The organism is Nocardioides sp. YR527 (genome assembly GCF_900101045.1).
In the GTDB taxonomy this organism is placed as follows: domain Bacteria; phylum Actinomycetota; class Actinomycetes; order Propionibacteriales; family Nocardioidaceae; genus Nocardioides.
On the sequence record NZ_FNFN01000003.1, the window covers coordinates 750009 to 769465 of the forward strand.

General features: G+C 69.2%; 18 protein-coding genes. 5 read left to right on the plus strand and 13 right to left on the minus strand.

The features are described from left to right. Nucleotides 1-4: 4 nt before the first annotated feature. Genes BLT25_RS12160 through BLT25_RS12185 form a run of 6 tightly spaced genes read right to left on the minus strand, consistent with a single transcriptional unit; the run spans nucleotide 5 to nucleotide 5311 of the window. Nucleotides 5-490, minus strand: coding sequence for a nuclear transport factor 2 family protein (locus tag BLT25_RS12160; RefSeq protein WP_091045948.1), 486 nt, complete (start codon nucleotides 488-490; stop codon nucleotides 5-7). Beyond that, nucleotides 487-1944 carry an FAD-dependent oxidoreductase gene (locus BLT25_RS12165; protein WP_091045950.1) on the minus strand — a complete coding sequence of 486 codons (1458 nt, stop codon included), beginning with the start codon at nucleotides 1942-1944 and terminating at the stop codon, nucleotides 487-489. The genes BLT25_RS12160 and BLT25_RS12165 overlap by 4 nt, the downstream gene beginning before the upstream one ends. Further along, nucleotides 1937-2770 (minus strand): SDR family NAD(P)-dependent oxidoreductase, encoded by an 834-nt coding sequence (locus BLT25_RS12170; RefSeq protein ID WP_091045952.1) that lies wholly within the window; start codon nucleotides 2768-2770, stop codon nucleotides 1937-1939. Before BLT25_RS12170 ends, BLT25_RS12165 begins: the two co-directional genes overlap by 8 nt. Further along, a complete protein-coding gene (locus tag BLT25_RS12175) occupies nucleotides 2767-3204 on the minus strand; it encodes a nuclear transport factor 2 family protein (RefSeq protein ID WP_091045954.1) in 438 nt (145 codons plus the stop codon). The genes BLT25_RS12170 and BLT25_RS12175 overlap by 4 nt, the downstream gene beginning before the upstream one ends. Next, nucleotides 3204-3995: an SDR family NAD(P)-dependent oxidoreductase gene (locus BLT25_RS12180; RefSeq protein WP_091045957.1), complete on the minus strand. Its 792-nt coding sequence runs from the start codon at nucleotides 3993-3995 to the stop codon at nucleotides 3204-3206. Before BLT25_RS12180 ends, BLT25_RS12175 begins: the two co-directional genes overlap by 1 nt. Beyond that, nucleotides 3992-5311 carry an MFS transporter gene (locus BLT25_RS12185; RefSeq protein ID WP_091045960.1) on the minus strand — a complete coding sequence of 440 codons (1320 nt, stop codon included), beginning with the start codon at nucleotides 5309-5311 and terminating at the stop codon, nucleotides 3992-3994. The genes BLT25_RS12180 and BLT25_RS12185 overlap by 4 nt, the downstream gene beginning before the upstream one ends. A gap of 210 nt (nucleotides 5312-5521) precedes the next feature. Here BLT25_RS12185 and BLT25_RS12190 point away from each other — a divergent pair, with 210 nt between their 5' ends. From BLT25_RS12190 to fahA, 4 genes are all read left to right on the plus strand, one after another. Further along, nucleotides 5522-6196, plus strand: coding sequence for an IclR family transcriptional regulator (locus BLT25_RS12190; RefSeq protein WP_091046320.1), 675 nt, complete (start codon nucleotides 5522-5524; stop codon nucleotides 6194-6196). 90 nt (nucleotides 6197-6286) lie between these two features. Next, on the plus strand, nucleotides 6287-7468 hold the full coding sequence (locus BLT25_RS12195; protein WP_091045963.1) for a homogentisate 1,2-dioxygenase: 1182 nt from the start codon (nucleotides 6287-6289) through the stop codon (nucleotides 7466-7468). Further along, nucleotides 7465-8301, plus strand: a complete 837-nt coding sequence (locus BLT25_RS12200) for a hypothetical protein (RefSeq protein ID WP_091045964.1) — start codon at nucleotides 7465-7467, stop codon at nucleotides 8299-8301. The genes BLT25_RS12195 and BLT25_RS12200 overlap by 4 nt, the downstream gene beginning before the upstream one ends. Next, entirely contained in the window at nucleotides 8298-9473 is a 1176-nt protein-coding gene (fahA, locus tag BLT25_RS12205; protein WP_091045967.1) for a fumarylacetoacetase, read from the plus strand. Before BLT25_RS12200 ends, fahA begins: the two co-directional genes overlap by 4 nt. Nucleotides 9474-9483: 10 nt before the next feature. On the opposite strand, the gene BLT25_RS12210 is transcribed toward fahA, so the two are convergent. The 7 genes from BLT25_RS12210 to typA form a co-directional block, all read right to left on the minus strand. Next, entirely contained in the window at nucleotides 9484-10482 is a 999-nt protein-coding gene (locus BLT25_RS12210) for a LacI family DNA-binding transcriptional regulator (RefSeq protein ID WP_176883823.1), read from the minus strand. Between the two features lie 14 nt (nucleotides 10483-10496). Continuing rightward, on the minus strand, nucleotides 10497-11966 hold the full coding sequence (locus BLT25_RS12215) for a glycoside hydrolase family 1 protein (RefSeq protein WP_091045972.1): 1470 nt from the start codon (nucleotides 11964-11966) through the stop codon (nucleotides 10497-10499). Continuing rightward, the gene (locus tag BLT25_RS12220; protein WP_091045975.1) at nucleotides 11963-12811 is read right to left on the minus strand and encodes a carbohydrate ABC transporter permease; all 849 of its coding nucleotides are present in this window, start codon (nucleotides 12809-12811) and stop codon (nucleotides 11963-11965) included. The genes BLT25_RS12215 and BLT25_RS12220 overlap by 4 nt, the downstream gene beginning before the upstream one ends. After that, nucleotides 12808-13773: a carbohydrate ABC transporter permease gene (locus BLT25_RS12225; RefSeq protein WP_091045977.1), complete on the minus strand. Its 966-nt coding sequence runs from the start codon at nucleotides 13771-13773 to the stop codon at nucleotides 12808-12810. Before BLT25_RS12225 ends, BLT25_RS12220 begins: the two co-directional genes overlap by 4 nt. A 7-nt stretch (nucleotides 13774-13780) precedes the next feature. Continuing rightward, nucleotides 13781-15076 (minus strand): ABC transporter substrate-binding protein, encoded by a 1296-nt coding sequence (locus tag BLT25_RS12230; protein WP_091045979.1) that lies wholly within the window; start codon nucleotides 15074-15076, stop codon nucleotides 13781-13783. Nucleotides 15077-15235: 159 nt separating this feature from the next. Further along, entirely contained in the window at nucleotides 15236-16093 is an 858-nt protein-coding gene (locus BLT25_RS12235) for a class II fructose-bisphosphate aldolase (protein WP_091045981.1), read from the minus strand. A 76-nt stretch (nucleotides 16094-16169) separates the two neighbouring features. Continuing rightward, nucleotides 16170-18062, minus strand: coding sequence for a translational GTPase TypA (gene typA, locus BLT25_RS12240; protein ID WP_091045984.1), 1893 nt, complete (start codon nucleotides 18060-18062; stop codon nucleotides 16170-16172). Nucleotides 18063-18161: 99 nt separating this feature from the next. Between typA and BLT25_RS12245 the strand changes: the two genes are divergently transcribed. After that, nucleotides 18162-19457 (plus strand): M4 family metallopeptidase, encoded by a 1296-nt coding sequence (locus tag BLT25_RS12245; protein ID WP_091045985.1) that lies wholly within the window; start codon nucleotides 18162-18164, stop codon nucleotides 19455-19457.

Consider the following 19457-nt stretch of genomic DNA (forward strand, 5'->3'; position numbering starts at 1 on the left):
TCGGTCAGGAGTAGACCGGATCGCTCATGTCACGCCGGGAGGCGACCCACGCGGGATCGAGCTGGTCCACCATCGACACGGTGCGCGACTCGTCGAAGACGACGACACGGTCGGCGATGGCCCACCGGCCGTCACGACGTTCGAACCGGTCGACGTAGCGGCAGCGGATGACCGCGAGATCCTGTTCGGCCGCCCCCGGCGCCGGCTGCTGGCGCAGGAAGCACAGACAGTACGACTCGACGCCTGCCGTGTCGTCGTCGACGAAGTCGATCAGCACGTTGCTGATGAAGTGCTGGGACGAGTCGATCGTCCGATGGCGTTGCCGGATGTCCTCGACCAGCCCGGCCGCGTCCCCGGTGTAGCCACCGTGCACGTCGATCGCGTCGTCGAAGTAGCACGCCGCGATCGCGTCGTAGTCCAGCCGGTCGACGGCGCGCGCATACCGGAACAGGACGTCCTGGATCTCGAACCGGTCCTCGATGCGGCTCATGCGTCCGCGACCTCCTTCTGCCTCGGGGTGATCTCTGCCGCGCGCCGGGCGCTCTCGCGTCCGGCCACCCGGCCGAGCACCAGCGCGTGCGCGACCGAGTTGCCGCCGCCGACGTAGCGTTCGCCGAGGATGCCGCCGGCGGCCTCACCAGCCGCGAACAGCCCCGGAACCGCGCGGCCATCGGTCCTCACGACGCGCGTGCGCGCATCGATCTGGAGTCCGGTGTGGGTGCAGACCAGCTCGGCCGGCAGCATCCGGACGGCGTAGAACGGGCCGGACCCGATCGGGTCCAGATGCGGTCCGGCGCCCTTCGCCGCCAGTGTCTCGTGCCGGAGGAAGTCCTCGTCGCGCCCGTCCCGGAAGAGCTCGTTGAACCGCTCGACGCTCGCCGTCAGGTTCTCGGCCGGAACCTCCATCAGGCCCGCGAGCTCCTCGAGGGTCTCGGCCCGGCGAACCACGCCCGTGCCGACCTCTTCGGCGATGCGGTCAGGCGTCCAGTCGGCGTACCCGTCCGGCAGGGACGTCCGGGCTCGTTCGTCGAAGACCGACCAGACCCACCCGCCGTGGTCCTTCAGGATCCCCGGACTGACCGCGTACGGCGCGTCCTCGTCCATGCAGCGACGGCCGTCGGTGTTGACGTGGATGCGGGACGCCGGCGGGAACCCGCTCTGCCAGTGGTGGAAGCGCTGGAACTCGGCGGTGACCAGGAGCAGGCCCCAGCCGTCGCCGAACAGGGACAGGTCGTGCCGCTCGGCGATGCCGATGTGGTCGCCGCGCGAGCCCGGAGCGGCGACCACGAAGAGCGCGTCGCCGGCGACCGAGGTCTCGGGGAAGTACTTCGCCACGAGCCCGGGGTCGGCCGCGAGACCGCCGGAGGCGATCACGACACACGGTGCGGTGATCTCGGTGTCCTCGATGACCACGCCGGCGACCTCGCCGTCACGGATGAGCACGTCCTCCACCCGGCTGCCGAGAGCCAGGTCCACGCCCAGTCGTTGGCGCGCCTTGTCCAGCGCCTGCACCAGGCCGTACCCCTGGTCCTTGGGTACGTGGCCGCGCCAGACGTCCTCGACACCGGCTCGGGTCAGGCCCGGCATGTGCGCGTTGTGGGAGATCTGCGCGGGGATCTCGACGCCCAGGTCGACGACCCAGTCGACGATGGTGCTCGACTCCTCGCAGAACATCCGGACCGGGCCCGGAAGGACGCGCCACTGGTTGAGATCCATGTAGTGCTGGAACATCCGAGCGGGGGAGTCCTCGATGCCGAGGGCGTCCTGGACTCCTGTGCCGGCCGCGGTGAGCAGGCCCGCGGAGAGCTGGGTCGACCCGCCGATCTCGGCCTCCGACTCGAGCAACAGGACCCTGGCCCCGTCCTGGGCGGCCGCGATGGCCGCGGCCAGCCCGGCACCGCCGGCGCCGACGACGATCAGGTCGTAGTCGTACGGCTCAGACATGCTGCGAGCCACCGTCCACCGGGATGTTGGTTCCGGTGATGTAGCGAGCGCTGTCGGAGAGCAGGAAGTAGAGGGCGCTGAAGACCTCGATCGGGGCGCCCAGGCGGCGCAGCGGGACGGTGCTGAGCGCGCGGTCGAGCGCTACCGGGTCCTCCTGGACCCACCGGGTCATCTCGGTGTCGATGAAGCCGGGAGCGATCGAGTTGACCCGGATGTTGTCCGGGCCGAGCTCGACGGACATGCAGGTGGTCAGGTGCTTCACCGCGGCCTTGGAGGAGTTGTACGTCGCCCGGGTGACCCGAGCACGCACAGCCGCGACCGAGCCCATGTTGACGATCACGCCGCCGCCGACGGTGCGGAAGTGACGGGCGGCGGTCTGGCCGCCGTAGACGACTCCGTTGAGGTTGACCCCGTAGGTCAGGGCGAGCTGATCGGGGGAGATGTCGGTGAACTCGGCCTGCGGGAAGACCCCGGCGTTGTTGACCCACATGTCCAGCCGGCCGAACTCGTCGAGCGCCGTGGCCGCCATCGCGTCGTGAGCGGCGGGGTCGGTCACGTCGGCGCCGATCCCGACGACGCGGCCCGCGTCGGGGACCCCCGACAGGTTGGCATTGATCTTGTCCGCGACCGCAGCCATCGCGTCGCCGTCGAGATCGCCGCCGACGGCGTTCACACCGCGACGGGCGAGCTCCTCGACGAAGAGAGCGCCCATCCCTCGGCCTGCCCCGGTGACGACGACGGTACGTCCGCTGAGCTCGGGGTTGAGGGCCGGCAGCGGGGAGAAGTCGACGCGGCCGGGATTCGAGGTGGCACGTTCGTCAGTCATGGGTGGAGCTCCTTCTTGAGTGGGTCCGGCTGTCCGTCGCGGACGACCAGACGGTGGTGAAGCCGCAGCTCCGGCAGCCGCCGGAACTGATCGGTGATGGTGGTGATGCGCTCGATGCGCGCTCCACCGGTGGTGAGGTCGTGGGTGGTGACGATGAGGAGGTTCGCTCGTACGAGGACCGTGTCGCCGGTGACCTCGTCGAGCGCCACGTTCGTCACGATGTGATGCAGATGCGGGTTGCCTCGGTGCACCGTCCGAGCGAACTCCTCCAGGGCCGACGTACCGACGACCGGATCGGGGTAGGTGGGGGAGTCGAAGACGCCGTCCGTGGTGAACATCGCGGCCCAGTCGGCGGCCTCGCCCCGGTCGATGGCCAGGGACTGCCGTCCGTAGAAGTGCTGGACCTCGACGAAGGCCTCGAGCTCGGGACTCATCACTCGGCCTCCAGGTCGGCGAGGATCCGGTGGTAGAGCCCGCCGGAGGTCAGCCCGCCGTCGGCGACCAGCTCGGCTCCGTTGACGTAGGACGACGCATCGGAGAGCAGGAAGCACACCACGGCGGCGATCTCGTCCGGTGATGCGAGCCGCCCCTCCGGCACGGCCCGCAGGCTCGCGTCCACGAAGCTGCTGTCGGGTGCCTGATGCAGCAGCGGAGTGCCGGTCAGCCCGGGGTGGACCGAGTTGACCCGCACCTTACGGTCCGCGTACTCCAGGGCGCCGACCTTCGACAGCCCCCGCACACCCCACTTGCTGGTGCCGTACGTCGCGGAGAAGTAGCCGACCAGCCCGGCGATGGAGGAGACGTTGACGACCGAGGCGCCGTTCGCGCTGGTCAGGGCCGGAGCGAGGAACTTCATCCCGTAGAAGACGCTGGACAGGTTGATCGCCATCACCTGGTTCCACTGCTCGACGCTGGTCTCGTCGATGCCGAGGCGCAGGCTCACGCCGGCGTTGTTCACCAGGCCGTGCAGGGGGCCTTCCCGCTCGACCTCCTGCGCGACCCGGGCCCACGACTCCGGGGCGGCGACGTCGAGGGAGACCGCCCGCGCCGAGCCGCCGGCCGCCGAGACCTCCTGTGCCAGGCCTCGAGCGCCGTCCTCGTCCAGGTCGGCGACCCACACGTGTGCGCCGCGTCCCGCCAGCGCGAGGGTGTAGGCGCGGCCCAGTCCGCCGGCGGCACCGGTGATGAAGACGGACCTGCCGTCGAAGTCGCGGGTCTCGGTCACAGCTCGAGCTCCTTGCCGCGGGTCTCGGGGAGGAAGAACGTGGCGACGAACGACAGCACGGCGGTGAACAGCAGGAAGCCGGCCGGCGCGAGGTTGTTGCCGGTCAGGCTGATCAGGAGCGTCGCGATGAAGGGAGCCGTCCCGCCCAGGGTCATGTTGGTGAAGTTGTTGGCCAGCGCGATGCCGCTGTAGCGGTAGCGGGCGCGGAAGATCTCGGCGTACGTCGAGAACGAGACGCCGTTGTTGCAGCCGATCACGAAGGCGAGGGTCGCCTGGGCCGCGATCGCGGCCCCCACCGAACCGTCACGCATCAGCAGGAAGGCAGGGATCGTCAGGACGACCACCAGGCCGGAGCTGGTGAAGAAGACCGGTCGTCGTCCGAACCTGTCGCCGAGGTAGCCGGCGATCGGCAGGCTGATGACGGCGGCGACCATCGCGATGCACGTGGAGGTGAAGGCGACGTCCGCGGAGTGGCCGCCTTCGGTCTGCAGGTAGCTGGCCGCGTAGACGGAGCAGATGTAGTAGCCGCCGACGATGAGCGCGCCGAGCCCGACCACGAGGAGGACCTGGCGCCAGGCGTGCCGGAGCACGTCGGTGATGGGGTACGCCGACTGCTCGATGTCCTCGGACTCCTGGACGGCTTCGAACTGGTCGGTCTCGTGGAGCTGGCTGCGGATGTAGAGGCCGACCAAGCCGATCACCAGGCTGATCAGGAACGGCACGCGCCAGGCCCACTGGCTGATCGTGTCCTCGCTGAAGGCCGTGTTGACGCCGAGGGCGACGAGCGCGGCCAGCAGGGATCCCAGATAGGTGCCGGTGTTCACGAACGAGGTCTGGAAGGCGCGGTGCCTGGCCGGGGCGTTCTCCGCGACGAACGCGTTGGCGCCGCTGAGCTCGCCGCCCGCCGCGAAGCCCTGCAGGCAGCGGCACAGGACCAGGACCGCCGTCGCCCAGACGCCCAGCGTGGCGTACGTCGGCAGGATCCCGATCCCGGCGGTGGCGATCGCCATCAGCAGGATCGTGTAGGTCAGGGAGCGCTTGCGGCCGTACTTGTCACCGATGTGCCCGAAGAAGATCCCGCCGGGGACGCGCAGGAAGAACGCGACCGCGAAGGCGGCGAACGTGTTCAGCAGCGCGGTGGTGGGGTCGCTCTCGATGAAGAAGTGGCTGGCGATCATCGTCGCCATGTAGCCGTAGATCGCGAAGTCGTAGTACTCGACCACGGTGCCGAGCACGGCCGCCCGGATCACCTTGGCGGTGGACTGGGTGGGACGGCTGGTCTCGGTCGGACTGCCTGCGGTGACGGAAGGACTCATTACTGCCTCTCGGACGTTCAAATAACGAACGAAGCGTTCAATTATGCGTCACCATAACCACCAATGTGTGATGGGCGCAACACCTGCCGGCGGATCGGTGGCCGCGCTCGGCGCCGTGGCCGGTGGCGATGGTTGTGCGTGGAGACGTGCTCTAGTCTGCGGCTGGGGGCTGCTGCGTCCCCGTCGGCGACCCGGATCGGGAGGATGATGATGGCCACGCTTCAAGGCTTGGATCGTGGGCTGGCGGCGCTGGCCTTCGTCTCCCAGAACCCGGCCGGCGTCACGGTGGCCGACGTCGCCGCTCACCTCGGCGTCGACCGCGCGATCGCCTATCGCGTCGTCGCCACGCTGGAGGCGCGTGCCCTCGTCACGCAGGGGAGCAACAAGCGCCTGCGCCTCGGCGCCGGCGTGGTCGCGCTGGCGGGTCGCTTCTCGGCCCAGCTGATCCAGGCGGCCGAGCCTTCGCTGCAGGATCTCGCCGACGCGGTCGGCGCCCCGGCGTTCCTGACCCTCGCGCACGGCGAGGACGAGTGCGTCCCGGTGCTCGAGGCCGACCCGAAGGTCGGCCAGGGGCCGGTGCGCGTCGGCTATCGGATCGGGCTGCGCTACCCGCTGGACAAGGGTGCGAGCGGGATCGCGATCCTCGCGCTCGCCGGGCCGCAGCCGGACGACTCCGCGGCGGTTCGGGAGGCGCGCGAGCTCGGCTACAGCCACACCGCGGGCGAGCTGCAGCGCGGCGCGGTCGGGATCGCCGTCGGCTTCGAGGCTCCCGGGTCGCTGCGGGCGTCCGTCGGCATCGTCACGATGGACGACATCGACCCGACCGAGGTCGGACCGCTGGTGGGCGCCGCCGCTCGGCGCCTTGCCGAGCTCGGCCTGGGCTGAGTCGGCCCTCTCTTGACGGCGCACAGGCCGTCGTCCTACTTTTGCGCTTAGAGCGCACATAAATGTGCGTTCAACGCACAAGGAGCACTCATGCCGTACTACCACTCCGCCGGCGCCGTTCCCCCGAAGCGGCACACCCAGCACCGCGACGAGGCCGGGAACCTCTACTTCGAGGAGCTCATGGGGGAGGAAGGCTTCTCCTCGGACTCCTCGTTGCTGTACCACCGGTACATCCCCTCAGCCGTGAGTGAGTACCGCGCGTGGGAGCTGAGCGACCAGTCCCTCGTGCCCAACCACCCACTGATCCCGCGGCACCTGTCGACGCACAAGGTCTTCGCGGAGGGTGCGACCGGCATCGACGCCGTGACGGGTCGTCGGCTGCTGCTCGGCAACGATGACGTACGGCTGTCCTACGTCGTCGCCGACGCGGTGAGCCCCTACTACCGCAACGCGCTCGGCGACGAGTGCCTCTACGTCGAGGACGGCGCCGGACGGGTGGAGACCGTGTTCGGCGACCTCGAGGTGGGGGACGGCGACTACGTGATCATCCCGCGCGCGACGACGTACCGGGTCGTTCCCGACGGTGTGCTGCGCATCTACGCGATCGAGGCCAACTCCCACATCGGGCCGGCCCGGAACTACCTGTCGAAGCACGGTCAGCTGCTCGAGCACGCCCCCTACTGCGAACGCGACCTCCGGCTGCCCGAGGGACCGAAGGTGGTCGAGGGCGAGAACGTCGAGGTTCACATCAAACACCGCGGGCCGGACGGGATCGCCGGCAGCATCCACGTGCTGCCCCACCACCCGTTCGACGTCGTCGGGTGGGACGGGTGCCTCTACCCCTACGTCTTCAACATCAGGGACTTCGAGCCGATCACCGGCCGGATCCACCAGCCGCCGCCGGTGCACCAGGTCTTCGAGGGCAACAACTTCGTGATCTGCAACTTCGTGCCGCGCAAGGTCGACTACCACCCGCTCGCGATCCCCGTGCCCTACTACCACTCCAACGTCGACTCCGACGAGGTGATGTTCTACTGCGGCGGCGACTACGAGGCGCGCAAGGGATCCGGCATCGGCCAGGGGTCGATCTCGCTGCACCCGGGTGGTCACCCGCACGGCCCGCAGCCGGGCGCGTACGAGCGCAGCATCGGCGCGGAGTTCTTCGACGAGCTCGCCGTCATGGTCGACACCTTCCGGCCGCTGCTGCTCGGCGAGGCCGGCCGCGCGACCGACGACGGACAGTACGCCTACTCCTGGGTGCGCAACCGATGAGAACGCTGGCCGGGCTGCTCGACGACGCGGCCGTGTTTCCGCCCGGGAACGCGCCGCTCGAGCAGGCCGTCGACGCTCACGTACGTCACCTGCGGTCGGTCCATGCCGGCCTGGTCGGGCCGCTCGTCCTGGCCGCCAAGGACCTGGGTGCGCTCGAGGTCGTCCTGGGAGATCGGCCCGGGCACTCCGTCGACCTCACCCTGACGGTTCCGCTGCCGGGGCTCGTCGCGGCGGTCGCCACGGCACGAGCCGTCCGGTCCGTCCGCCTCTTCGGACTCGAGGTGGCGCTTCCCGACGGGGTCACCGCCGCTGAGGCCCTGGCGGCGCTCGACGCCGCCGACCTCGACGCCGACCTGACCACCTATGTCGAGGTGCCCCGGGACGGTCGCCGCGCCGACCTGCTCGCGTCGCTGGCACGCACGAGCTATCGCGCGAAGCTGCGCACCGGCGGCGTCCGGGCGGACCTCTACCCGGACGAGACGGAGCTGGCCGCAGCGGTCAGGTCAGCGGTCTCCCTCGGGGTGCCGTTCAAGGCCACCGCCGGCCTGCACCACGCCGTGCGCAACACGGATCCCGCGACGGGGTTCGAGCAGCACGGCTTCCTCAACGTCCTGGTGGCGACCGGGTGCGCGCAGGACGGTGGCGACGACACCGAGGTCGCGAAGCTGCTCGCCGAGCGGGACGGAGGCCGTCTCGCCGAGCAGGTCCGAGCGCTCGAGCCCTCGGTGCGAGATGCGTTCTGCTCCTTCGGCACCTGCTCCATCGACGAACCCGTCACCGAGCTGGTCGACCTCGGCCTGCTCGACCCCCGATACAAGAAGGATCTCGCGTGACCACCATCAGCATTCCCGACGGCTCGCTCTTCGGCCTGGCCAACCTTCCCTACGGGGTCTACTCCGTCCCCGGCCAGGACCCACGGGTCGGCGTCCGTCTGGGCGAGCACGTGGTCGACCTGGCCCTTCTGCTCGGTGACGACGTGTTCGCCGCCGGCAGCCTCAACCCGTTCATGGCGCAGGGCTACGAGCGCTGGGTCGAGGTGCGCGCGTCGATCACCGAGAGGGTCCAGGGCGACGTGCCCGACGAGGCCGTGCACGACCTGCGGGACGTCACGCTCCACCTCCCCTTCGAGGTCGCCGACTACGTCGACTTCTACGCCTCCGAGCACCACGCCGCCAACCTCGGTCGACTGTTCCGCCCGCAGGTCGCTGAGCCGTTGATGCCGAACTGGAAGCACCTGCCCGTCGGCTATCACGGCAGGTCCTCCTCGATCGTCGTCTCCGGCACCGAGATCGTCCGTCCGTCCGGGCAGCGGAAGGATGCCGCCGACGAGCTGCCGGTCTTCGGCCCGTCCACCCGGCTCGACATCGAGGCCGAGCTGGGCTTCGTCGTCGGCACCGGGAGCGCGATGGGGTCCAGCATCCCCGCCGGCGATGCCGAGCGACACATCTTCGGCGTGGTGCTGTTCAACGACTGGTCCGCGCGCGACATCCAGGCCTGGGAGTACGTTCCGCTCGGCCCGAACCTCGGCAAGTCGTTCGCCTCGACCGTCTCGGCCTGGGTCGTCCCGCTCCTCGCGCTGGAGTCCGCACAGGTCCCGACGCCCGCACAGGAGCCCGCGGTCCTGCCCTACCTGCAGATGCCGCGTCCCTGGGGGCTGGACATCGAGCTCGAGGTGGTCTGGAACGGGCAGGTCGTGTCCCGGCCGCCGTACGCCGCCATGTACTGGTCACCCGCGCAGATGCTCGCCCACCAGACCGTCAACGGTGCCCCGAGTCGTACCGGTGACCTGTTCGCCTCCGGGACGATCTCCGGCCCGGACACGGACCAGCGCGGAGCGTTCATCGAGCTGACCTGGGGCGGCGCCGAGCCGGTCGAGGTCAACGGCACCCCACGTACGTTCCTGGAGGACGGCGACGAGATCACGCTTCTCGCCACCGCACCCGGTGCCGACGGCACCCGGATCGGGTTCGGGGAGGCCCGCGGCCGCATCGTGGGCAGGGCCTGACCGAACTCGATCAGGCAGACGTACGCCGCACCAGCTCGGGCGCGAAGACGACCCGACGCGGGATGGTGGTGGTGCCGTCGAGCTGGGCGAGGAGGAGCCGGGCGGCCTCCTCGGCCATGTCTCCTATCGGGTTCTTGACCGTGGTGAGCGGGGGAGTGGTGCGCTCGGCGATGCCGAGGTCGTCGTAGCCGACGACCGCGACGTCGTCCGGGACGCGGCGGCCGGCTCGCTCGAGGGTGCGGAGCGCACCCGCGGCCATCAGGTCGGAGGCGACCATGAGGCCGTCGATGTCGGGATGCCTGCCCAGCAGGATCTCGCAGGCGGCCTCGCCGCCGTCCTCGGTGAAGTCGCCCTCGACGACCGCGTCGGCGGCGAGACTGGCAGCGTCCAGGGCGGCCCGCCAGCCGGCCACGCGGTCGGCGCCCGCACTCATGTCGGCGGGGCCGGTGATGGTGCCGATCCGGCGGCAGCCGCGGTCGATGAGCACCTGGGTGACCTCGCGCGCGCCGGCGAAGTTGTCGGTGTCGGCGTAGGAGACCCGGTGGGCGCCGGTCCACGGGCGGCCGACGAAGGCCGCCGGCAGACCGAGGTCGGCGACGTGGTCGGCGAGCAGGTCGCTGCGGTGCGAGGAGACGACGATGGCGCCGTCGATGTGGCCACCGCGCAGGTAGCGCAGCAGCCGTTCCTCCTCATCACCCGGGCGGGCGATCAGCAGCACCACCTGCAGGTCGCGCGCCGAGAGGGCCCGGGTGACGATGCGCAGCGTACGGGCGAAGAACGGGTCGGCGAAGACCCGCTCGTCGGCCTCGGGGATGACCATGGCGACCGAGTCGGTACGCCGGGTCACCAGCGACCGCGCCGCCGGGTTGGGGGTGTAGCCGAGCGTGCGGACGGCCTCGGCGACGGCCTCCGCGGCCTTCGCGGAGACGCGAGAGCCGCCGTTGATCGCGCGCGACGCGGTCGCCCGGCTGACACCAGCCATCCGGGCGACCTCGTCGAGCGTGGGCATGTTCACGACAGTGCCTATTCCTTCCGGGCCGGCACCCGGTTGTTGGCGGCGACATCGGCGAACCAGAGGCCGCTGTCCTTCGGCGTACGCACCTGGGTCTCGAAGTCCACGTGCACGATCCCGAACCGGTGGGCGTAGCCGTAGCTCCACTCGAAGTTGTCGAGCAGGGACCAGGCGAAGTAGCCCTGGATGTCCGCGCCCTGCTCGATGGCGTCGAGCGTCGCGCGCAGGTGCTGGTCGATGTAGTCGAGCCGGGCGGTGTCGTGCACTGCACCATCCTCGACCACGTCGTCATAGTAGGCGCCGTTCTCGGTGATGTAGATCGGCGGGGCACCGTATTCGTCGCTGAGCCGGGTCAGCAGCCGGGTCAGCCAGACCGGGTCGATCTCCCAGTCGCGGGCGGTCGTGGGGCGACCGGTGCGCGGGGTCACGAACTCCGCACCGGGGTAGGGGTTGCCACGCGGCAGGTCGGAGTGCACCAGCCGGCTGCCCAGCACCTGGTCGGGGTCGATCTCGAACGGCTCCGCCGCGATGGCGTTGCCGAAGTAGAAGTTGATCCCGAGCACGTCGAGCGGAGCCGAGATGACCTCGAGGTCGCCCTCGAGCACCCAGTCCTGCCACGGCCGGCCCTGGAAGGTGAGGCCCTCGGTGTCGGCGGCCAGGTCGTCGGCGTACTTGCCTCGGAACAGCGGCTCGAAGAACACCCGGTTGTGCAGACCGTCGATCCGCCGGGTCATGTCCACGTCCTCGGGACGGTCGGCGTCGTAGGGGTCGACGACCGTCGGGTTGAGGGTGATGCCGAGCGACTTCCCGTTCTCCGGCGTCGCGCCGCGGCTGCGCAGCTCGTTGACCACCAGGCCGTGTCCGAGCATCAGGTGGTGAGCCGCGACGATGCCGGCCACGCCCTCCTGGCGACCCGGCGCGTGCTGGCCACCGGAGTAGCCGAGGAACGCCGAGCACCAGGGCTCGTTCAGCGTCGTCCAGTTGTCGACGCGGTCGGAGAGCGCGTCGTAGACGGTCGTGGAGTACTCCACGAACCGGTAGGCCGTGTCGCGGCTGGTCCAGCCGCCCTGCTCCTCCAGCGCCTGCGGCAGGTCCCAGTGGTAGAGCGTGATCCACGGCGCGATCTCGGCCTCGAGCAGCTCGTCGACGAGACGGCTGTAGAAGTCGAGCCCCGCCTGGTTGACCTTCCCGCCATCGGGACGGATCCGCGGCCACGCCGTCGAGAACCGGTACGAGGCCAGGTTGAGGCGCTTCATCAGCGCGACGTCCTCGGGCACCCGGTGGTAGTGGTCGCACGCCACCTCGCCGGAGTCGCCGTTGAGGATCGCTCCCGGCACCTTGGCGAAGGTGTCCCAGTTGCTGGGCGTACGTCCGTCCTCGTCGATGGCTCCCTCGATCTGGTAGGACGCGGTCGCCGCGCCCCAGAGGAAGTCCTTCGGGAACGTACGTTCGGCGTGGGTGGGGTTTGTCGAGAGGGTCATCCCTTGACGGCTCCTTGCATGATGCCGGACACCAGGTGGCGTCCGGTGGCGATGAACAACAGCAGCAACGGGATCGTCGCCATGATGGTCCCGGCCTGGAGCAGAGCGAGGTCGCTCAGCCCCTGCCCGGGTGCGATCTTGAGCTTGTCGAGCGCGGTCTGGAGGGTCTGGACGTCGGAGTTCTGCAGCACCAGCAGGGGCCACATGAAGTCCGTCCAGACGCTCATGAACGTGAACAGCGCCAAGATCGCCATAGCCGGACGTGCTGCCGGGACGGCAACTGTCCAGGCGATGCGGATCTGAGAGCAGCCGTCGACGCGGGCCGCGTCGATCAGCTCGTCGGGGATCGCGTCGACGAGGTACTGACGCATGAAGAACACCCCGAACGCGGTCACCAGCCACGGCAGGGTGACCGCCGTCAGGGTGCCGTCGAGGCCGAGGTTGCTGAACTGCTTCAGCATCGGCACCAGCGCCAGCTGGGTCGGGACCGCCAGCGTCATGACGATGAACGCCATCAGCACGTTGGACCCCTTGAAGCGGAGCTTCGCGAACGCGTAGCCCGCCAGCGTCGAGAACGCCACCACCGAGAATGCGCCGATGCTCGAGACGATGACCGAGTTGAGCAGTGCCGACCAGAAGTCGATCTGGTCGAAGACCCGCTTGGCGTTGTCGATGAAGTGGCCGCCGGGCACCAGCGGGGGCGGCGACTGGAGGGTCCTCTCCTTGGTGACCGTGCCCATGACGTAGGACCAGTAGAGGGGGAAGACGGAGCCGAGGACGAACGCGGCGAGCAGCGCGTAGACCAGGAAGCCGGGCTTGTTGATGCTGTGCACCTTGCCGCTCATCGGGCACCTCTGTTCTGGATCGCGCGGGTGATCACGAAGTTGAGCAGGGCGACCCCGACGATGAGCAGGAACAGCAGCCAGGCCGCGGCGGCCGCCCGGGGATAGGGATCGGTCGCGCTGTTGGCGGTGTTGAAGACGTACATCGTCAGGGTCTGGAACTGGTAGTTCGCTCCGCCCTGGTGCTGCAGGTTGGTGTCGAAGAGTCGCGGCTCGGTGAAGATCTGCAGGCCGCCCATCGTCGAGGTGACGATCACGAAGATCATCGTCGGGCGGATCGAAGGCAGGGTGATGTTCCAGAACTGGCGTCCGCTGCCGGCCCCGTCGAGGGAGGCGGACTCGTAGAGGTCGCGGGGGACCGCCTGCATCGCCGCCAGGATGATCAGCGTGTTGTAGCCGGTCCAGCGCCAGTTGACCATCGTCGCGATCGCCGTCCAGCTGGCGAAGCGGTCGGTGTGCCAGCCGATCGGGTCGATCCCGATCACGCCGAGCATCTGGTTGGCGAGCCCGGACTTGTCGGCGAAGATCGCGCTCCAGATGAGCGCGGCCGCGGCGGGGGCGACGACGTACGGCAGCAGGACCGACATCCGCCACCAGGAGCGTCCGCGCAGGTTGGTGTCGAGGAGCGCCGCGATGACCGTCGCGATGATCACCTGCGGCACCGAGGAGAGCAGGAAGATCCCGACCGTGTTGACCAGGGCCTTGTGGAACACCGGGTCGGTGATGACGTGGACGTAGTTCGCCCAGCCGACCGGGTCGCCGACCGTGCCACCGAAGCGCGGCCAGGAGAAGAAGGACAGGTAGCCCGTGTAGAGCAGCGGGTAGAGGCCGATCGCCGCGAAGACGATGAAGAACGGCGCGACGAAGAGGTACGGCGCGTACTTCACGTCCCAGCGGCTGAGCCGCTGCCGCAGGGCCGAGGGGCCCTGCGGCGAGCGGCTCGCCTGAGGGGATGTCTTGAGCATCTTCAGATCAGAGGTTGCCCACGGCGCCGACGAAGGTCGTCCAGGACGTCTCGGGGTCCTCGCCCTCGTCGACACGCTGGATCGCGGTCTGGAAGAGGCCGAGCACGTCGGAGTACTTGTCACCCTTGAACGGGACGCCCGGCGTGACCGCAGCGGCGCGGTTGGTCAGGATCTCGGTGGTCTTGGCGTTGCCGAAGTAGGGGTCCTCGGCGTTCTCGGACTGCAGGGTCTTCTGCGCCTCGAGGTTGCCCGGGAAGTTGCCGGCAGCCTTGGACGCGGAGACCTGCGAGTCGGCGTTGGTCAGGTAGTTGGCGACCTCCTGGGCCTCCTCGGTGTGCGCGCCGCTGGCCGGGACGGCGAGGAACGAGCCGCCCCAGTTGCCGCCGCCACCCGGGAAGGCGTCAGCGATCCGCCAGCCCGTCACGTCCGGCGCGGAGGACTTGATGTTGGCGAACATCCAGCCCGGGCACGGCATCGTGGCGAAGCCGTCGTTGGTGAAGTTCGCCTGCCAGTCCTCGCCCCACTGGACGACCTTGGTGGACAGGGTCGGGGAGTACTTCGTGACGGTGTCGTAGACGGCCTTCAGCTCGTCGTTCTCGACGTTGACCTTCTGGTCCTCGGTCTGGAACGGGAACTCGACCTGGTTGAGCATGGCCTGTGCGACCGAGCCGGAGGCGTCGTACCACTTCGTCTGGGGGACCTTCTTGGTGAACTCCTCGCCGGTCTTGTAGTAGGTGTCCCAGTCCTTGAATAGGGCTGCGGCGTCGGCGGGCTCGCTCGGGAGGCCGGCCTTCTCGAAGAGGTCGGCGCGGTAGCACATCGCCTCGGGGCCGATGTCGGTCGGGTAGCCGATCTGCTTGCCGTCGGTGGTCTGGCCGGCCTTGTAGGCGTATTCGACCCAGCGGCCGTCGAGCTCGGGATCGGAGATGTCGGCGAACTGCTCGTTCGCGCCCTCGGCGACCAGCGCCGCCATGGCGTCACCCTCGACCGCGATCACGTCGGGGAGCTCGGTGCCGGCCTGGAGGGCCTTGGTCATCGACTCCTTCCAGGTGTCCCACTCGGCGATCTTGGTCTGCTTGATCTTGAAGGGACGCTCGGGGTCGGCGTTCCACTTCTCGATCTGCTCGTCGTAGCCGAACTCGCTGAAGGTGGTGATGGTGAGCGTGTCGTCCTTACCGAGAGAGGACTGCTCGTCGCCGTCACCGCCACCGCAGGCCGTCAGGCCGGCGACGAGAGAGGCGACGGCGCATGCGGCCAGGGCGGTTCTGGGCCGGCGGTGCCAGGGCTTGGAGTTGTTGGACACGGGAGTGCTCCTGCACGTCTGTGTGGGGAGTGAGAGCGCTTCCACTCTCGGGGTTACGGAGAGTGTGATTGCGCTCACAGCCTTCTGTCAAGTAGCCGGGTGGTAACGATTTCGTGATTGTGGGAGCGCTTCCACCAGAATGGGGAATCCGGGCGTGGGTCAGCCCGAGATGACGGTGAGGAGCCGAGCGGTCTCGGCAGCCATCGCGTCGCGGCCGGCGCCGAGGTAGCGGCGCTGGTCGACCAGGTTCGAGTCGGCCCCGAGGGTTTCGCGGACCGCGGCGGTGAAGGCCTTGTTGAGCTGGGTGGCGACGTTGATCTTCGTCATCCCGGCGGCGATGGCGGCCCGGAGCCCGTCGTCGCTCACGCCGGAGGAGCCGTGCAGGACCAGCGGGACGTCGACGGCATGGTGGATCTCCGCGATCAGCGCCTCGTCCAGGGCCGCGTCGCGGGTGGTCATCTTGTGGCTCGAGCCGACCGCCACGGCGAGGGCGTCGACGCCGGTGCTGGCGACGAACGCGGCCGCCTCGGCCGGGTCGGTGCGTACGCCGGGAGCATGTACACCGTCATCTCGACAAGCTCGATACATCGCTTTGCCGCCGACCTCGCCCAGTTCGGCCTCCACGTGGGCGCCACGGTCGTGGCAGCGGCGAGCGACGGTAGCGGTGCGGGTGAGGTTGTCCTCGTAGGGGAGCTGGGAGGCGTCGTACATCACCGAGGAGAAGCCGAGATCGACCGCGATCCCGACCAGACGCTCGTCGGTCGCGTGGTCCAGGTGGAGCGAGATCGGCATGGTGGACGCCGACGCGACCGCGATCGCGGCGTGTGCCAGCGGTGCCAGGCCGCCGTGGTAGCGCACCGCGTTCTCGCTGATCTGGACGATGACCGGCCGGTTCGCGGTCTCGGCTCCGGTGGCGATCGCTTCGACGGTCTCCAGGTTGATCGCGTTGAAGGCGGCGACGCCGCGGCCCTCCTCGTAGGCCGAGCGGATCAGCGAGGCGGTGGTCGTGAGGGTCATGGTCGAAGTGTCGCAGGCAGCCCACGACGTGAACGGCCGCCGACCCATGGGGTCGGCGGCCGTTAGGAGAAGCCGATCAGGACTTGTTGGCCTTGCGCGCTCGGCTCGCGATCTTGGCGCGGTCGTTCTGGTCGAGGATGACCTTGCGGATCCGGACCTGCTCGGGGGTGACCTCGACGCACTCGTCCTCGCGGCAGAACTCCAGGCACTGCTCGAGGGAGAGCTTCTTCGGCGGGATGAGCTTCTCGAAGTTGTCGGAGGTGGCGGAGCGGACGTTGGTCTGCTGCTTCTCCTTGGTGATGTTGACGTCCATGTCGTCGGCGCGGGAGTTCTCGCCGACGATCATGCCCTCGTAGACCTCGGTGGTCGGCTCGACGAACATGACCCCGCGCTCCTGCAGCGACGTCATCGCGTAGGCCGTGGCGGCACCGGAGCGGTCGGCGACGAGCGAACCGTTGTTGCGCGAGCGGATCTCGCCGGCCCAGCGGTCATAGCCCTCGGAGATGTGGTGGGCGATGCCGGTGCCGCGGGTCTCGGTGAGGAACTCGGTGCGGAAGCCGATCAGGCCGCGCGCCGGCACGATGAACTCCATCCGGACCCAGCCGGTGCCGTGGTTGGTCATGCCCTCCATCCGGCCCTTGCGGTTGGCGAGCAGCTCGGTGATGCTCCCGAGGTATTCCTCCGGGGCGTCGATCGTCAGGCGCTCGAACGGCTCGTGGAGCTTGCCGTCGACCTCCTTGGTGACCACCTGCGGCTTGCCGACGGTCAGCTCGTAGCCCTCGCGGCGCATCTGCTCCACCAGGATCGCCAGCGCCAGCTCGCCGCGGCCCTGGACCTCCCAGGCGTCGGGACGCTCGGTGTTGAGGATCCTCAGGGAGACGTTGCCGATGAGCTCGGAGTCGAGGCGGTCCTTGACCAGGCGCGCGGTCACCTTGCCGCCCTTGACCTTGCCGACCAGCGGCGAGGTGTTGGTGCCGATCGTCATCGAGATGGCGGGCTCGTCCACGTGGATCAGCGGCAGCGCGACCGGGTTCTCCGGGTCGGCGAGGGTCTCGCCGATGGTGATCTCGGGGATGCCCGCGACGGCGACGATGTCGCCCGGGCCGGCCTGCTCGCCGGGCTTGCGCTCGAGTCCCTCGGTGATGAGGAGCTCGGTGATGCGTACGTTCTTGACCTCGCCGTTGCGCTGCATCCAGGCGACGTTCTGGCCCTTCTTCAGGGTGCCCTGGTGGATGCGGACCAGCGCGAGGCGGCCCAGGAACGGGGAAGCGTCGAGGTTGGTGACGTGAGCCTGCAGCGGCGCGCCGGCCTCGTAGGTCGGGGCCGGGATGGTCTCCATGATCGTGGAGAAGAGCGGCTCGAGGTCCTTGGAGTCGGGCAGCTCGCCGTTGCCGGGCTGCACGAGGGAGGCGACGCCCGCCTTGCCGGAGGCGTAGATCACCGGGAAGTCGAGGGCGTCTTGGCTGTGGGAGTCGTCGAGCAGGTCCATGAAGAGCTCGTACGTCTCGTCGACGACCTCCTCGATGCGGGCGTCGGGGCGGTCGACCTTGTTGACCACCAGCACGACCGGCATGTCGGCGTTGAGCGCCTTGCGCAGCACGAAGCGGGTCTGGGGGAGGGGACCTTCACTCGCGTCCACCAGGAGCACGATCCCGTCGACCATCGACAGGCCGCGCTCGACCTCACCACCGAAGTCGGCGTGGCCGGGGGTGTCGATGATGTTGATCGTCATCCCCTCGGGCGCGCTCGGCCCGTTGTAGTGGATGGCGGTGTTCTTCGCGAGGATGGTGATGCCCTTCTCGCGCTCCAGGTCACCGGAGTCCATGACGCGGTCCTCGACCGACTCCATGGCGTGCTCGGAGAAAGCACCGGCCTGCTTGAGCATGGCGTCGACCAGCGTGGTCTTGCCGTGGTCGACGTGCGCAACGATGGCGACGTTGCGGAGATTGGCCTTGAGGATCTCGGACATGTGCGAAGCGGCTCGATTTCTGGCGCGGGACGGGACGTCTGATCTTATCCGCCGTGACCTCCTTGACCCGCATCCGGAGATGACGGTTGGCTGAGGCACATGACTTCTCGGAAACACCTCTGCCAGATCGTGCCCCCGTATCTCGTGCAGCGGCTCAACGCTGGTCGCCTCGACCAGGACAACGCATTCCGAGCCGCCCGGACCGAGCACCTGACCAGGTTCCTCGCCCAAGGCGCCAGCCCGGAGGCGGTCGAGACCACCGCCGAGGCCGGGGACTGGACGGTCTACACCGCGAACAACGGCACCGACCTGCCCGGGGAGAAGGTCCGCGCCGCGGGCGACCCGGAGTCGGGCGACGAGAGCGTCGACGAGGCGGCGACCGGCATCACCGGCTCGCTGGCGCTCTTCGAGGAGGTCTACGGCCGCGACTCCTACGACGGCCGGGGCATCGAGGTCGTGATGACCGTCCACTACGACCGCGACTACGCCAACGCCTTCTGGGACGGTACCCAGCTGGTCTTCGGTGACGGCGACGGCGAGATCTTCCAGCGGTTCACCAAGGCAGTCGACGTGATCGGTCACGAGCTCTCCCACGCGGTCACCGAGCACACCGCCGGCCTCGTCTACCAGGGCCAGCCCGGCGCGCTCAACGAGTCGATGTCGGACGTGTTCGGCTCCTGCCTCAAGCAGCGCCTGCTCGGCCAGAGCGCCGAGGAGGCCGACTGGATCATCGGCGCGGGCCTCTTCACCGAGTCGGTCCAGGGGGTCGGGTTGCGGCACATGCTCGAGCCCGGGACCGCCTACGACGACCCCACCCTGGGCAAGGACCCGCAGCCTGCCCACATGGACGACATCTACGACGGCACCGACGACAACGGCGGCGTCCACATCAACTCCGGCATCCCCAACCGCGCCTTCGCCCTCGCCGCCAAGGCGATCGGTGGGAACTCGTGGGACGGCGCCGGCAAGATCTGGTACGCGGCGCTGACCAACGGCGCCGTCACCACCGACACCGACTTCGCCGGGTTCGCCGCGGTGACCGTCGCCGAGGCCGGCGATCAGGCCGAGGCGGTCACCACCGCCTGGTCCGAGGTCGGGGTCACCCCGGCCTCCGGGACCCCGGCGCCCGACGGTGAGGGGCCGACCCTGGTGCGGGTGCGCCGTAGCGGCGGTTTCCTGGGGCGTACCAAGGAGGGGGCCGCGGAGCTCGCGCCCTCGGCCGCGCAGGTGGCCACCGTGCGCAACCTGGTCGCCGGCGGAGCCACTCCGTCGAAGCCGAAGGGGGCCGACCGTTACATCTACGAGTTCGAGGTCGACGGCCGGACCGCCGTCGTGCACGAGGGCGACATGAGCCCTGAGCTGCGCGCCGTCGCCAACGAGCTGCTCGAGAGCTGA

Coding starts and splice junctions, on each gene's coding strand:
- BLT25_RS12160 (WP_091045948.1), bottom strand. CDS start 490: ATGAGCCGCATCGAGGACCGGTTCGAGATCCAGGACGTCCTGTTCCGG.
- BLT25_RS12220 (WP_091045975.1), bottom strand. CDS start 12,811: ATGAGCGGCAAGGTGCACAGCATCAACAAGCCCGGCTTCCTGGTCTAC.
- BLT25_RS12215 (WP_091045972.1), bottom strand. CDS start 11,966: ATGACCCTCTCGACAAACCCCACCCACGCCGAACGTACGTTCCCGAAG.
- BLT25_RS12170 (WP_091045952.1), bottom strand. CDS start 2,770: ATGACTGACGAACGTGCCACCTCGAATCCCGGCCGCGTCGACTTCTCC.
- BLT25_RS12235 (WP_091045981.1), bottom strand. CDS start 16,093: ATGACCCTCACGACCACCGCCTCGCTGATCCGCTCGGCCTACGAGGAG.
- BLT25_RS12245 (WP_091045985.1), top strand. CDS start 18,162: ATGACTTCTCGGAAACACCTCTGCCAGATCGTGCCCCCGTATCTCGTG.
- typA (WP_091045984.1), bottom strand. CDS start 18,062: ATGTCCGAGATCCTCAAGGCCAATCTCCGCAACGTCGCCATCGTTGCG.
- BLT25_RS12195 (WP_091045963.1), top strand. CDS start 6,287: ATGCCGTACTACCACTCCGCCGGCGCCGTTCCCCCGAAGCGGCACACC.
- BLT25_RS12175 (WP_091045954.1), bottom strand. CDS start 3,204: ATGAGTCCCGAGCTCGAGGCCTTCGTCGAGGTCCAGCACTTCTACGGA.
- BLT25_RS12210 (WP_176883823.1), bottom strand. CDS start 10,482: ATGCCCACGCTCGACGAGGTCGCCCGGATGGCTGGTGTCAGCCGGGCG.
- BLT25_RS12190 (WP_091046320.1), top strand. CDS start 5,522: ATGGCCACGCTTCAAGGCTTGGATCGTGGGCTGGCGGCGCTGGCCTTC.
- BLT25_RS12185 (WP_091045960.1), bottom strand. CDS start 5,311: ATGAGTCCTTCCGTCACCGCAGGCAGTCCGACCGAGACCAGCCGTCCC.
- BLT25_RS12225 (WP_091045977.1), bottom strand. CDS start 13,773: ATGCTCAAGACATCCCCTCAGGCGAGCCGCTCGCCGCAGGGCCCCTCG.
- BLT25_RS12165 (WP_091045950.1), bottom strand. CDS start 1,944: ATGTCTGAGCCGTACGACTACGACCTGATCGTCGTCGGCGCCGGCGGT.
- BLT25_RS12200 (WP_091045964.1), top strand. CDS start 7,465: ATGAGAACGCTGGCCGGGCTGCTCGACGACGCGGCCGTGTTTCCGCCC.